The sequence below is a fragment of the Agromyces chromiiresistens genome (genome assembly GCF_029167465.1).
GTDB lineage: Bacteria > Actinomycetota > Actinomycetes > Actinomycetales > Microbacteriaceae > Agromyces > Agromyces chromiiresistens.
This window is the reverse complement of the sequence record NZ_JARFNL010000001.1, coordinates 161,673-174,917: the sequence shown is the minus strand read 5'-3', so window position 1 is coordinate 174,917 and position 13,245 is coordinate 161,673. Positions and strand designations below refer to the sequence as shown.

The window sequence follows — 13,245 nt, the reverse complement described above, 5'->3', positions numbered from 1 at the left end:
ACCCCGACCTCGGCGGCTCATCGTCCACCACGTGGCCCCGCCCACATGCCGACCCACTCTTCCGGCCCCAGATCCCTCGGCCGTCGGCGTCCGAGCGCGCGGGTCCGGCCGCCGAAGACGTCGGCGACCCACGCCTGGTAGTCACGCCGGCGGGCGACCGGCACGAGCGGCCGCCGGCGCCGGCGGATCGTGAACAGGCCGCCGTCGACCGAGGGCGCCGGCCGGAACGCCGCGCGCGGCACTCGCCCGTCGAGGTCGAACTCGTACCACGGCGCCCACTGCACGGTCAGCTGGCTCGTACCGCCGACGCCGCACCGGCGACGGGCTGCCTCCCACTGCGTCAGCAGCACGGCCTCGGTCCAGCGATGCCGGGCGAGCAGCATCCGCAGCATCGCCGTCGTGACGTGGAATGGGATGTTGCCGACGACGACGTGCGGCTCGGCGGGGTAGCGCCAGTCGAGGGCGTCGGCGGTGACGATGCGGGCGCGGCGGCCGAGGCGCACCCGCAGCGCCTCGGCCCGCGCGGGATCGATCTCGATCGCCGTCAGCGGGCGATCGAGCGCTGCGAGCCGGTGCGTGAGCGCACCGCCGCCGGCGCCGAGTTCGACGATGGGTCCGTGAGTCGCCGCGACGAGCGCGACGATCCGGCCGACGACCTGCCGGTCGACGAGGAAGTTCTGGCCGAGTTCGTGCCGGCCGCCGACCGGCGCGGTGTCGCCGGATGGACGGCGCGACGGACGAGACGGTGTCCCGCCCGACGAACGACGTGATGAATGAGACGACGATCGAGGGGTGTGCACTGCAGCTCCGCTGGCGAGAGATCCGAGCGGCCGGGCACGACGAAGGTGCGCCGGCCAGGGTCACTTGGCTGGCTGAGGCGAAGGGTCTCGGAAATCGGTCGACGCTCCGCCTCAGGCGGTGCGGGGCCGAATCACCATCGTGGAGAACATGCAGGACACGGTCGAGCAGCCTAGCAGCGGCTCGCGCCCCACGGCCAATGCCCGAGCGCGCCGACGACGCGGGGCTGGCGGGGAGCGGGCGGCGCGGACTACCGTGAACCCGACGACCTCGTCACGGTGCGTCGCAGAGGAGCGCCCAATGGGCAAGGTGGTCATGTACGGCTCGGTCTCGGTCGACGGCTTCATCGCGGACGACGACGACCAGCCGGGTCCCCTGTTCGACTGGTTGACCAACGGCGACGTCCCGTTGGACGAGAGCGGCGTGCTGAAGGTGTCGCAGATCTCCTTCGACTACACCCGGCCGTACTGGGACCAGGTCGGCACGACGGTCGCCGGCCGCCGCGTCTTCGACCTGACCGACGGCTGGGGCGGGCAGCCCCCGAGTGGAATCGAACACGTGGTCGTCGTGACCCACCGGCCGGCGCCCGAGGGCTGGGACGCCGAGGCGCCGTTCCACTTCGTCGACGGCGTCGAGGCCGCCGTCGCCGAGGCCCAGCGGCTCGCGGGTGACCGCATCGTCGAGGTCGCCGCCGGCGACGTCGGCGGCCAGGCGCTCGCCGCAGGCCTGGTCGACGAGGTGCGAATGGACGTCGCACCCGTCGTGTTCGGATCAGGCAAGCGGTACTTCGGGTCGGTCGACGCGCAGCAGCTGTTGGAGGATCCGGATGCGGTGATCCAGGGCGACCGGGTGCTGCACCTGCGCTTTCCGGTGCGACGTCGTTCGATCTGAGCGCACCCCTTCGGTCTCGCTCCGGCGTGATTTCTTCCGCCGATCGCTCAGGTACCCGTCGGCGGCGACGCCAGCAGCTCCACACGATCGGCGAGGTAGCTCGCGGCGTCGGCGAGCGCGTCGGGCTGCGTCGGGTTCCAGCGCACGAAGGCGGTGTCGCCCCGCAGCACCAGCGGCCCGGCCGCCCCCTCGCGCGCGAGCGCGTCGAGGTCGACGGCTGCGGCATCGAAGTCGACGGTCTCCCCCGGGGTGATGCCGCCCTTGACCGCCGCGGCCTGCCATCCACGGTGCTCGGCGACACTGTCGGCGAGGACGCTGCGCCGCGCGGGCAGCTCGGCCCGCACGACGTGCCCAGTGGCGTACGCCGATCCGTCGGGCGCGACGAGCAGCACTCCGAGCCGCCACACGCGGCCGAGCTGCGCCATCCGCGGTGCCCGCGCGACCCCGAGCACCCGCCGCGGCTCGACGAGCTCCGCGAGCACCTCGGTCCGCGCCCCCGCCTCGGCGAGCCGGGCCGACGCGGCCTCGAGGTCGCGGCGCAGTCGTGCGACCGCGGCGCCGGCGAGCTCCCGCTCCGTGGCATCCGTCATGGCTCAATGCTGCCGCGCCCGCGCCGCGAACGGTAGTCGGCCGCGCCCGCCGCTCAGGCGCGCTCGGCGGGGTGGGGCACGACGCGACGTCCGGGTGCGACGCCGACCCGCACGTACTCCCCCGTCGACGCCTCGGCGAGCGCCACGTCGAGCTCCTCGAGCCCGTGGGTGATGCCCACGAGCTCGTCGAGCGGCAGCGACATCCACGACCGCTCGAGAAAGGCCACGGCCCGCTCGAGCTGCGCGCCCGTGTAGTTGTGCACCCCCGTGATCGTGACGAGCCCGCGCACCAGCCGCTCCGGGTCGAGCCGCAGCTCGGTACCGGGCGACACGCTGCCGACGAGCACCACGACACCGCCGACGCCCACGGCGCCGATGGCGCCCAGCACGGCGGGCGGCGCCCCGGAGGCTTCGATCGCGACGAGCAACTCGGGGATGCCTCGGGCGGCGAGCCGCTCGAGCACGGAATCGAGGTGCTCCTCCGCGCCGCGGGCGGCTCCCGGGTCGACCGCGATCGCCCCGAGCCGTCGCGCGAGCGCCCGCCGCGAGGCATCCGGTTCGGAGACGACGACCTCGGCGCCCGCCTCGCGTGCGATCGCCGCGACGCTGAGCCCGATCATGCCGCCGCCCGTGACGAGCACGGCCGCTCCCGCGAGCGGCACGCGCTCGGCGGCCGCGTCGAGCGCCGCGACCGCGGTCGCGGTCGCGCACGAGGCCGGTGCGGCGACGAGTGCCGGCACCTGCTCGCCCACCCGCACGACGGCGGTGCCCGCCCTGAGCTGCACGTGGGTCGCGAAGCCGCCCGAGAGCTCCCATCCGCGATGCACCTTCTCATGCCCGTACTTGGCGAGCGATCGGCACTTCTGCTCGAGTCCGCGCCGGCAGCGGTCGCAGTCGCCGCAGCTCACCGCGACCGACCAGACGACCCGGTCGCCGAGCTCGAGCGCCGAGCCGTCGGCGCGCACGGCGCCGTCGCCGACCGCGACGACCCGGCCGACCTGCTCGTGTCCGAGCACGAGCGGCGCGGGTGCGGGCCGGTCGCCGCGCACCGTGTGCACGTCGGAGCCGCAGACGGTCGCGAGTTCGACCTCGACGAGCGCCTCGCCCTGCGAGAGCCGTACGCCGGGGGCCGCGAGCGCCTCGTGCGGTCGGCCCGGTTCGTACCAGACCATCGCGACCGGAGCGGGTCGTAGCAGCAGGTCGGGCCCCGCGGCCCGCACGACGGTGTGCACCCGTCCGCCCTACTCGCCGTGCAGGCCGAGCAGCGCCGGCAGTTCGGCGACGCTGGCGATGACCGCGTCGGCGCCGGCTGCTTCGAGCGAGTTCCGGTCGTGCGCCCCGCTCAGCACCCCGACGACGAGCCCGGCCCCTGCGGCGACACCCGACTCGATGTCGCTCACGGTGTCACCGACGACGACCATCGCGTCGACCGCGCTCGTCGCGGTGCGCAGCAGCGCGGTGAGCGGCAGGTCGGGGTGCGGGCGCCCGCGGCCCGCGTCGACGGGCGAGAGCGCGAGGTCGGCGAGCCCGTTCCAGTCGAGTGCGTCGAGGAGGGCGTCGCGGGTCGCCGGCGAGAACCCGGTGGTGAGCACGACGGAGGCGCCCGCGTCCCGCAACCGCTCGATCACGCGCGCGGCGCCGGGGATCTCGGCGACGCCCTCGCTCGCGACGAGTTCGGCGTAGGCGCCCTCGAACTCGGCGTTCGCATGCTGGGCGGCGTCCTCGTCGCCGCCCGAGAGCACGCGGAAGACCTCGATCTTCGACTGGCCCATCGTGTCGCGCACGTACTGCAGCGCCTCGTCGAGATCGTCGCCCGCGGCGATGATGCCGCTGCGCTCGGCGGCGAGCACGAACGCCCGCTCGACGATGCCGTCGTCGACGACGGTCGTGCCGGCCATGTCGAGCACGATGAGCTCGATCTCGCCGTCCTCGTCGTCGAGGTCGTCGGGATCGGCGAGCTCCGCCGCCTCGTCGAGCTCGGCGAGCCCGTCGTCGGTCTCGTCGCGGAGATCGCGGACGTCGTCGGTCTCGATACGGGTCTCGATGGTCATGGTCGGCCTTCCTGGGAGGTGGTCTGGGTCGCGGGATGCCTCGGCGCCGGCGCGCTCGGCAGGGTCGCCGCGGCGGCGAGCGGTGCACCGGCATCGTCCGGCTCGCCGTCGAGCGCACGGCTGACGACGTGCTCGGCGAGACCGAGCCCGCACGTCATGCCGATGCCGGTCGTCGCGGCGACGAGGTGCACGCCCGGCTCGACGCGCTCGACGAGGAACTCGTCCGGTGCCGATGCGTAGACACCCTGCCAGCGCTCGATGACGCGCGGCCGACCCGTGCCGAAGAGCTCGGCCGTCACCTCGAGCAGCGCCTCGAACGCCGCCTCGCCCTGGAACGGCTCGATCGACTCGCCGCGGTAGTGCGTGTCGCCGACGATGAGCGACCCGTCGGGCAGTTGCGTGTACATCTGGTTGAGGTCGAGAGCGGCGAGATCGGGTCGCTCGGCATGCAGGCGCGCACGGAGGCGGGTCGCGGCATCCGTCGCCGCGAAGGCGCCGTACCGCACGAGCGACCAGCCCGTGAGCAGCGGTGCCGCGAGGGGTGCACGAAGGCCGGCGGACACCCGAAGCATGTCGAGCCCGCACCGCACGATGCCGCGCGCCTCGGCGAGCTCGGGGTAGAGCAGGTCGACGTCGTGGTTGACCGCCACGACGACCTCGCCCGCGTCGATCGGCCCCCGGCCGGTCTCGACTCGGGCGGCACCGCCCAAGGAGTCCGCGCCCCGCACGCGGGCGACGTTGGTGCGTCGACGGAACTCGACCCCCGCCGCCTCGAGGTGCGCCGCGATCGCTCGCAGAGCCTGCCGCGGGTTCGCCTGCAGGTCGTGCGGCAGGAACGCCCCGCCGGCGAGCACGCCGGGCGCGACCGGCATGCGGCGCCCCGCCTCTGCGGCGTCGAGCAGCTCGACCTCGTCACCGCGGAGTGCCGCGAGCTCGGCCAGCACGGCCGTCTCGTCGTCGCTCCGGGCGGCGACGAGGGTGCCCGAATCGCGCACCCAGACACCCGCGTCGCGCGCGAGCCCGAGCCAGAGCTCGCGCGAGGCGAGCGCGAACTCGCGCGCGCGGCCGTGCTGCGGCGTGAAGCAGAGATGGCCGAAGTTGCGGATCGACGCGCCCGTCGGCTCGCTGCCCCGCTCGATCACGACCACGCGCCGCCCGCGCCGGTGCGCGGCGAGTGCGGCCCCGAGGCCGACGACCCCCGACCCGACGACGGCGACGTCGAACGCGCGGCCGCGCCCGGCGCCGTCGCGCTGAACGCCCTGCGCCGCCCCGCCGGTCACCGTCCCGCGCGTCATCGGAACACCCGCCGCATCCACATCGCGACGCCCTCGACGACGAGCACGGTCACGAGCAGCATGAGCACGATGGCGGTGACCGCCTGGTAGTTCGAGCCCTGGCCCGCATTGAGCAGGTAGTAGCCGATGCCGCCGCCGCCGACGATGCCGAGGATCGTCGCCGCGCGCACGTTCGTGTCGAGCAGGTAGAACCCGTGGCCGAGGAGCGCCGGCGTGCCCTGGGGCAGGGTGGCCGAGGCGTACACCTGCGTGCGGGAGGCGCCGGTGGCCGCGAGCGCCCGCTCGGGCCCCGCCTTCACCTCCTCGAACGAGTCGGCGATGAGCTTGCCGGCGAGGCCGATGCCGCCGAAGGCGAGCGCGAGCGTGCCGGCCTGCGCCCCGAGTCCGGTGATCACGATCAGCACGATCGCGAGGATCACCTCGGGCACGCCCCGGATCACGACGAGCAGGAACCGCATCGACGTGCGGACGGTGCCGTTCGGGGCGACGTTGCGGGCGGCGAGCGAGCCGACGACGACCGAGACGACGAGGGCGAGCAGGGTCGCGGCGAGCGCGATGCCGATCGTCTGGCCCATCGCACCGAACATGGTGGCGGCGTCGTAGTTGCCGAAGCTGGGCGGCCAGAACTGCACGGCGACCGCGGGCATCTTCGCCCACACCGTGACGAGGTCGCCCCACTGGATGTCGCAGATGAGGATGCTGCCGACGACGACGGCCGCGGCGATCCACCCCCACGCGGTGCTGCGCACCCGCGACGCGGTCCAGGGGCGTCGGAGCGCGGCATCCGGGGTGGTCGCCCGAAGCGGCCCGCCCGAGGCGCGGCCGCCCGTGAGCATCGCCTTGCGCACCGCGCTCGAGACGACCTCCATCGCGACGCACAGCGCGAACATGACGATCGCGATGCCGATGCCGAGCGAGTAGTTCAGCGACTTGAACGCGAACGACATCTCGAGGCCGAGGCCGGCGACGCCGACGTAGCCGAGCACGACCGAGCCGCGCAGGTTGATGTCGTTGCGGTGCAGCACGGTGGCGACCCACGACGGCAGCACCTGCGGCAGGATGCCGCTCGTGAACTCCTGCCACCTCGAGCCGCCCGCCGCACGGATGGCGAGCCTCGGCCCCTCGTCGATCTGCTCGATGGCGTCGGCGAAGAGCTTCGAGATCATGCCGATCGAGTGGATGCCGATCGCGAGGATGCCGGGAAGCGTGCCGAGCGAGAACATCAGCACGAACACCATCGCGAGCACGACGTCGGGCACGGCACGGGTGAAGACGCCGACGAAGCGCCCGAACGCCCGCCAGCCGGGCCCGGGCGTCGTGTTCGCCGCCGAGAGGTAGGCGACGGGCACCGAGATCACGGCGGCGAGCAGGGTGCCGCAGAGCACGAGCCCGACGGTGAGCGCGGTGAGGTATGCGAGCTCGGCCGGCTCGGGGAAGGTGATCGGGCCGACGCGGGCGAAGAACCGCTCGGCGTTGTCCCAGCTCTCCACCATGCCGGTGATCGAGATGCCCGACTGGGCGACGGCGACGACGGCCATGCCGACGAGCGCGACGAGCGTCAGGGCGGCCGCGACGCGCTCGGGCGACACGATGCGGCGCGGTGCGCGCTCGGCGATCGAACCCGGCGGGGATGCCTCGGCCGGACGTTGCCCGGAGGCGAGGAGCGCGGTCATCAGCGGGCCGGCTCCGGCTCGGCCGCGACATCCGCGAGCTCGCGTTCGATCGCCTCGAGCTCGGCGGTCGCGGTCGCGACCCGGCCGTAGATCTCCATGACCTCGGCCTTGGCGAGCCCCGATGCCGGGGTGTCGAGCACGACCTCGCCGTGGCGGAGCCCGACGATGCGGTCGCCCCACGAGAGCGCGAGGTCGACCTGGTGCAGGCTGCAGACGACGGTGAGCCCGGCGTCCATCGCGATCTCGCGGATGAGGGCCATGACCTGCTCGCTCGACTCGGGGTCGAGCGAGGCGACCGGCTCGTCGGCGAGCAGGATCTCCGGATCCTGCATGAGCGCCCTCGCGATCGCGACGCGCTGCTGCTGCCCGCCCGACAGGGTGTCGGCGCGCTGGTAGGCGCGGTCGAGCAGGCCCACCCGGTCGAGGTGGGCGAGGGCGGCGAGCTTCAGCCGCCTCGGGTAGCTCCAGAGGCCGAGACGCGGCCCGCGGAGCTCGGCGAGCGCGCCCGTGAGCACGTTCTCGAGCACGGTCAGCGAGGGCACGAGCTCGAACTGCTGGAAGACGAAGCCGATGCGGCTGCGCAGGGCCCGGAGGCGCCGGCCGGACAGGCGCGGCACCTCCCGGCCGAGCACGCGCACGGATCCGGACGTCGGGATCTCGAGGCCGTCGAGGTGCCTGAGCAGCGTCGACTTGCCCGAGCCCGACAGTCCGAGCAGCACGACGATCTCGCCGCGGGCGACCTCCAGCGAGGCATCCCGCAGTGCGACCGTGGTGCCGAACCGCTTGGTGAGGCCATCGACCTCGATGAGGGCGCTGCCCTCGGTGACGGCGGTCTCGCTCATGTCCTCGTCCGTTCCGTGTCCGTGCGCATCGGTGACGGGCGTCAGCCCTGGCACTGCTCCGCTTCGGTCTTCTCGCAGATGTCGCGGATCGTGTCGTAGTACTCGTCGTCGACGGGCACCGTCGCGTAGAACACGCTGCGGAAGGCGTCGCTGTCGGCCGACTCGACGCCCGAGGCGATGATGTCGTCGATCGTGACCTCGCCGAGGATGTCGGTGAGCTGCGACTTCAGCTCCTCCGGGAGCGTGTCCGAGACGACGATCGGGGCGCCCGGCACCATGGTCTCGGCGATGACCTCGACCTTGTCGCTCTTGGCGACCTCGCTGTCCTCGGCGAAGCCCGCCTCGCACTCGACGCCCTCGCCGGTCTTCGTGACCGAGACGTCGTGCTTGCCCGCGAACACCGGGGTGACGTCGGTCTCGGGGTCGATGCCCTCCTCGAGCAGGTTGTAGCTCGGGAAGAGGTAGCCCGACGTCGACGACGGGTCGACGAAGCAGACCTTCTTGCCCGCGAACCCGGCGAGGTCGGTGATGTCCGAGCCCTTGGGCACGATCGCCTGCGAGTAGTAGCCGGGCTCCTGGCCCTCCGCGGTGACGATCGACGAGATCGGGGTGATCGCGGCGCCGTTGTTGGTCGCGGTGACGTAGGTGAAGCCCGAGAAGCTCGCGACGTCGATCTTGCCGGCGACGGCGGCCTCGATGAGTGCCGCGTAGTCGGTCGACTCGTGGTACTCGACGGTCTTGCCGGTCTCGGCGGCGATGTAGTCCATGAGCGGCTGGTAGTTCGTCTCGGTGTCGACCGAGTCGGGCACGACGCCGAAGACGAGCGTGTTCTCGTCGACCGCGAACGTCGCGTCGCCCGAGCCCGACGCCGCGTCGCCCGACCCCTCGGAGGCGTTCGCCGAGGTGCAGGCCGCGAGGCCGACGGTGAGGAGGGCCGCTGCTGCGACGGCCGTCCAGCTCTTGGTGGTGAGTTGCATCGGAGACCTTTCGTGAACCCCGGCCCGGATCTCGGGCGCAGGCGGTGCGTGTTCCGATGCCTCACGGTAGGCAGCGGGCGCCAACGGCACGGGGCGCCGCGGTTACCGGCCGGTGAACCCGGTGGGGCGGGTCGGCGACGGGAGGTCGTGGGCGGCGGATGCCCCGGCTCAGCGCCGCAGGCGCGAAGGGCCCGACGCGGCGCCCAGGCCGACGACGACGATGCCCGCGAAGAGCCAGCCGTACCGCCCCGAGACGACCCCGATGACGCCGAGCACGAGCCCGACGGCGACGAGCACCCGCGAGACGACGAGGCGCACCCGCGGCCTCGCGAAGAACCGCGGGCGGGCGCCGCCGTCGCCGTTCATGCGCCGAGGGCGAACGTCGTGCCCGTCGCCCCTTCGGCGAACGTCCAGAACCGTGCCGCGATCGCGGCGTCGGTCGAGGTGCGCGTCGGCGTCTGCAGGGTCGGCGGGCCCTTCACCGCGTAGCGCGGCCCCCAGAACTGCCCGCCCTGCGCCTCGGGTGCGGTGAGCGCGTGCAGTGTGATCTCCGCGCCGCGATGCTTGCCCTGCGCCCACGCCGCCTGCAGGGCGTCGGCGAAGCGTGCGCCCGCGGTCGGCTCGTTGACCCCGGGCACGCGTGGCGTGCGCCCGCTGATGGAGTAGCCGGGGTGCGCGACGAGGCTCGAGATCGGCAGCCCGGCCGCGCGCAACCGCCGGTCGAGCTCGAAGGCGAACACCTGCGTCGCGATCTTCGACTGCGCGTAGGCGCGCCAGAAGTCGTAGCCGCGTTCGAGCTGCAGGTCGTCGACGCGGAAGGTCGACAGCCGGCTCGACAGCGAGCCCAGCGAGACGATGCGGGCGCCGTCGGCCAGGTGCGGCACGAGGTCGGCGAGCAGTGCGAAATGCCCGAGCACGTTCGTCGCGAGCACGAGCTCGTTGCCGTCGGGCGAGGTCAGTCGTTCGCCCGGGGTGTGCACCATGCCCGCGTTCGCGACGACGCCGTCGAGCGGCGGGCGGTGCGCGAGCCGTCGCGCGGCGACGCGCACCGAGGCGAGCGAGGCGACGTCGACGACGAGCGGTTCGACGGATGCCTCGGGTCGCGCCGTCCGGATCGCGGCCATGGCCGCCTCGAGGCGCTCGGGGCTGCGCCCGGCGAGGAGGACGTGCGCACCGGCGCCGGCCAGGCGTGCGGCGGTGAAGAAGCCGAGGCCCGCGTTCGCGCCCGTGACGAGGTACCGCCTGCCGGCCTGCGGCGGCAGTGCGGTCGGGTACCAGTTCACCGGTCGCCCGCGATCACAGGTCGCGCTCGCCGCCGCCGTTCGCGAGCTCCTCGTGGTGCTGGATCACTTCGGCGACGACGAAATTGAACCATTTCTCGGCGAAGGCCGGATCGAGGTGCGCGTCGATCGCGAGCGCCCGCAGGCGGGCGATCTGGCGCTGCTCGCGGGCGGGGTCGCTCGGCGGCAGGCCGTGGGTCGCCTTCAGCCGGCCGACCTGCTGCGTGAACTTGAAGCGCTCGGCCAGCAGGTGGATGAGCGCCGCGTCGATGTTGTCGATGCTCGAGCGGATGCCGAGCAGCTCGCTCATCGCGGCGTCCCGGTCGTCGAATGCGGCATCGTCAGTCATGCTTCGAGCGTACTTCGCGTCGGTCGGGTCGCGCGAAGTCGCGGGACGCACGATGTCGTTGGAACCGGACATGGCGCAGCCGGGTGCCGCAGGCGTAGCGTCGGGCGTGGAGGTGGTCGTGATGGGTGATCGGAGCGGCAGCGGTGCGGTGGTCGGCGGGGGCGCGATCTACGGCCTCGGCATCTTCGGGGCGTGGTTCTACTTCTTCGGCCAGGCCGACGAGTTCTGGGAGTTCGTCTGGGCGTTCTTCCAAGGGCTGTTGTGGCCGGCGTTCATGGTCTTCGACCTGTTCACGGCCCTGAACTCCTGACCGCCCGGGCCACCGGCCCGAGCGATCAGGACCAGGTCAGGATGCCGCGGCCGAGGTGCGCGCGAGCATCGGCCGCGTCGCGGCGAGGCCGAGCCAGACCACGCCGATGCCCGCCGCGAGCACGGCGGCGATCACGACGAGCGCGAGCGGCTGCACGATCAGTGCGGCGCCCGTGAGCGGCAGCATGACGAAGGCGGCGATCAGCGCCGACCCGATCGCGGTGATGCGCAGCGGCGACATGACGGCTCGCCGCCGGGCGGCGTCCATCGTCGCCTCCGGCATGCCGAGCATGTCGAGCGAGCGATACAGGTCGCGCCGGTCGAGGATGCCGGCCGCCTGGTTGACGCCCACCGAGCAGGCGACCATGAGGAACGACCCGACCACGGTGATGAGGATGCCGGTGCGGATGTCGGCGAACAGCTCGAGCGACTCGCGGTCGACGCCGGCGCCCGCGAGGTCGACGATCGCGAGGCCGACCCCGGCGAAGACCGCCATGAAGCTCGTCATCGCGACGCCCGACACCTGGCGCCAGGCCGCCTTCGGCGACTCGAGCACGGTGCGTGCCGCGAGCAGTTGCGCGGGGCGCTTGGCGCGCCTGGCCTGGCCCTTCGCCACGAGCCGGATGACCCACGGCCCCACGAGGTTCAGCACCGCGAGCGTTCCGCCGAAGCCCGCGGCGAGGATGGCGATGAGCACGATGGCCGAGCCCGCGACCTGCAGCGCACCCATGAGCGCGAACGAGACGAGCACGACGACCGCGCCGATCGCGAAGCGCAGCCACGAGAGCTTCGGCGCGTCCTGCCTGGTGCGCACGCCGAGCGGCGAGATGACCACCCTGCGGAGGCCGAGCACGGCGCTCACCGCGGCGAGGGCGACGATGCCGGCCGTCACGCCGGCGAGCACGGGCCACCCGAGCAGCACGCCGTCGATGCCGAGCGGCTCGCCGCGGAACGGCACGAGGGCGAGCAGCGGCACGATCAGGAAGTAGAGCACCACTCCGCCGACCGCGCCGGCGAGCGCGAGCACCGCCGACTCGACGACGGCGAGGGCCGACACGGTCGCGGGGGTCGCGCCGAGCAGGCGCAGCGTCGAGAGGCGGTCGTCGCGCCGGCGCGCCGACAACCGTGCGGCCGCCCCGCCGAGCGAGGCGAGCGGCACGACGAGCAGCACGAGCGCGACGACCGCGAGCAGCTGGTAGGTGAAGGCGATGTCGTCGGTCCACGTCCAGAACGTCTGCGCGCCGCCGAGCACGGTGAGCAGCAGGCCCGTCACGATCGCGAACGCCGTGACGGGCAGCGCGAGCGTCGCGACGCCCGCCGAGCCGGGGCGGGCGAACAGCCAGGCGACTCGCGCGATCACGCCCGCACCTCCGATGCGGCGCCGGTCGAGGCATCCGCCCCGGTCGCAGCCGCCGCCTGCGGAACCGAGCCCGCGGCGCCGGCGGGCACCCGCTCGCCGACGATCCGCCCGTCGCGCATGTCGACGATGCGCGAGCATCGCCCCGCGACATCCGCATCGTGGGTGACGACCACGAGGGTGCGCCCCTGGCCGGTCGTCGAGTCGAGGAGCGCCTGCATCACCTCGGCGGAGGTCGCCGAGTCGAGCGCTCCGGTCGGCTCGTCGGCGAAGACGACGGTCGCGCCGGTCACCTGCGCCCGCGCGATCGCCACGCGCTGGGCCTGTCCGCCCGACAGCTGCCCGATGCGGCGCTCTTCGAGACCGCCGAGTCCGAGGGCGGCGAGCCAGCCCCGGCCGTACTCCTCGGCGCGGGCCCGAGGCATCCCGTTCAGCATGAGGGCCAGCGCGACGTTCTCGACCGCCGTGAGCTCGGGGATCAGCAGGCCCTGCTGGAACACGAAGCCGAACGCCTCGCGACGCAGCCGCGAGCGTTCGCGCTCGCCGAGCGCGGTGACCTCGACGCGTCCCGCGCCCGAGAGGAACGACACCGAGCCGGTGTCGGCCGGCACGATGCCCGCGAGGCAGTGCAGCAGGGTCGTCTTGCCCGATCCCGAGGCGCCCATGATGGCGAGCGACTCGCCCGTGCGAACGCGCAGGTCGACGCCCCCGAGGGCGCGGGTCTGGCCGTAGGTCTTGACGAGGCCGGATGCCTCGAGCACGAAGGAACTCATACCCTCGAGCCTGCCCGGCACGGCCGCGGGGGCGCGTCGGGCGCGAGTCGCATCTCGCGC

Annotated in this window: 15 protein-coding genes; 2 read left to right on the top strand and 13 right to left on the bottom strand. The window is 73.4% G+C overall.

All coding sequences use genetic code 11. From position 1 onward, the window contains the following. Positions 1–17: 17 nt before the first annotated feature. Positions 18–800: a 23S ribosomal RNA methyltransferase Erm gene (erm, locus tag PX701_RS00800; RefSeq protein ID WP_231429661.1), complete on the bottom strand. Its 783-nt coding sequence runs from the start codon at positions 798–800 to the stop codon at positions 18–20. Between the two features lie 298 nt (positions 801–1,098). Between erm and PX701_RS00795 the strand changes: the two genes are divergently transcribed. Beyond that, positions 1,099–1,689 (top strand): dihydrofolate reductase family protein, encoded by a 591-nt coding sequence (locus PX701_RS00795; RefSeq protein WP_231429660.1) that lies wholly within the window; start codon positions 1,099–1,101, stop codon positions 1,687–1,689. Positions 1,690–1,736: 47 nt separating this feature from the next. On the opposite strand, the gene PX701_RS00790 is transcribed toward PX701_RS00795, so the two are convergent. From PX701_RS00790 to PX701_RS00745, 10 genes are all read right to left on the bottom strand, one after another. Next, positions 1,737–2,279 (bottom strand): hypothetical protein, encoded by a 543-nt coding sequence (locus PX701_RS00790; protein WP_231429659.1) that lies wholly within the window; start codon positions 2,277–2,279, stop codon positions 1,737–1,739. A 53-nt stretch (positions 2,280–2,332) separates the two neighbouring features. Further along, positions 2,333–3,511, bottom strand: coding sequence for an alcohol dehydrogenase catalytic domain-containing protein (locus PX701_RS00785; protein ID WP_231429658.1), 1,179 nt, complete (start codon positions 3,509–3,511; stop codon positions 2,333–2,335). Between the two features lie 9 nt (positions 3,512–3,520). Then, positions 3,521–4,330, bottom strand: coding sequence for a phosphonatase-like hydrolase (locus tag PX701_RS00780; RefSeq protein ID WP_231429657.1), 810 nt, complete (start codon positions 4,328–4,330; stop codon positions 3,521–3,523). Then, complete coding sequence (locus tag PX701_RS00775; RefSeq protein ID WP_231429656.1) at positions 4,327–5,625, bottom strand: TIGR03364 family FAD-dependent oxidoreductase; 1,299 nt, start codon at positions 5,623–5,625, stop codon at positions 4,327–4,329. Before PX701_RS00775 ends, PX701_RS00780 begins: the two co-directional genes overlap by 4 nt. Continuing rightward, positions 5,622–7,298 (bottom strand): phosphonate ABC transporter, permease protein PhnE, encoded by a 1,677-nt coding sequence (gene phnE, locus PX701_RS00770; RefSeq protein ID WP_231429655.1) that lies wholly within the window; start codon positions 7,296–7,298, stop codon positions 5,622–5,624. Before phnE ends, PX701_RS00775 begins: the two co-directional genes overlap by 4 nt. Then, complete coding sequence (phnC, locus tag PX701_RS00765; protein ID WP_231429654.1) at positions 7,298–8,140, bottom strand: phosphonate ABC transporter ATP-binding protein; 843 nt, start codon at positions 8,138–8,140, stop codon at positions 7,298–7,300. The genes phnE and phnC overlap by 1 nt, the downstream gene beginning before the upstream one ends. A 41-nt stretch (positions 8,141–8,181) precedes the next feature. Beyond that, positions 8,182–9,117: a phosphate/phosphite/phosphonate ABC transporter substrate-binding protein gene (locus tag PX701_RS00760; protein WP_231429653.1), complete on the bottom strand. Its 936-nt coding sequence runs from the start codon at positions 9,115–9,117 to the stop codon at positions 8,182–8,184. 168 nt (positions 9,118–9,285) lie between these two features. Further along, positions 9,286–9,483: a hypothetical protein gene (locus PX701_RS00755; RefSeq protein ID WP_231429652.1), complete on the bottom strand. Its 198-nt coding sequence runs from the start codon at positions 9,481–9,483 to the stop codon at positions 9,286–9,288. Further along, a complete protein-coding gene (locus PX701_RS00750; RefSeq protein WP_231429651.1) occupies positions 9,480–10,400 on the bottom strand; it encodes an SDR family NAD(P)-dependent oxidoreductase in 921 nt (306 codons plus the stop codon). Before PX701_RS00750 ends, PX701_RS00755 begins: the two co-directional genes overlap by 4 nt. A gap of 13 nt (positions 10,401–10,413) precedes the next feature. Beyond that, the gene (locus PX701_RS00745) at positions 10,414–10,746 is read right to left on the bottom strand and encodes a chorismate mutase (RefSeq protein ID WP_231429650.1); all 333 of its coding nucleotides are present in this window, start codon (positions 10,744–10,746) and stop codon (positions 10,414–10,416) included. Between the two features lie 121 nt (positions 10,747–10,867). Between PX701_RS00745 and PX701_RS00740 the strand changes: the two genes are divergently transcribed. Then, a complete protein-coding gene (locus tag PX701_RS00740; protein WP_231429649.1) occupies positions 10,868–11,056 on the top strand; it encodes a hypothetical protein in 189 nt (62 codons plus the stop codon). A 36-nt stretch (positions 11,057–11,092) separates the two neighbouring features. Here PX701_RS00740 and PX701_RS00735 read toward each other — a convergent pair whose 3' ends face one another. Beyond that, positions 11,093–12,415, bottom strand: a complete 1,323-nt coding sequence (locus tag PX701_RS00735) for an FtsX-like permease family protein (RefSeq protein ID WP_275505199.1) — start codon at positions 12,413–12,415, stop codon at positions 11,093–11,095. Continuing rightward, positions 12,412–13,185, bottom strand: coding sequence for an ABC transporter ATP-binding protein (locus PX701_RS00730; RefSeq protein ID WP_231429647.1), 774 nt, complete (start codon positions 13,183–13,185; stop codon positions 12,412–12,414). The genes PX701_RS00735 and PX701_RS00730 overlap by 4 nt, the downstream gene beginning before the upstream one ends. Between the last annotated feature and the right edge of the window lie 60 nt (positions 13,186–13,245).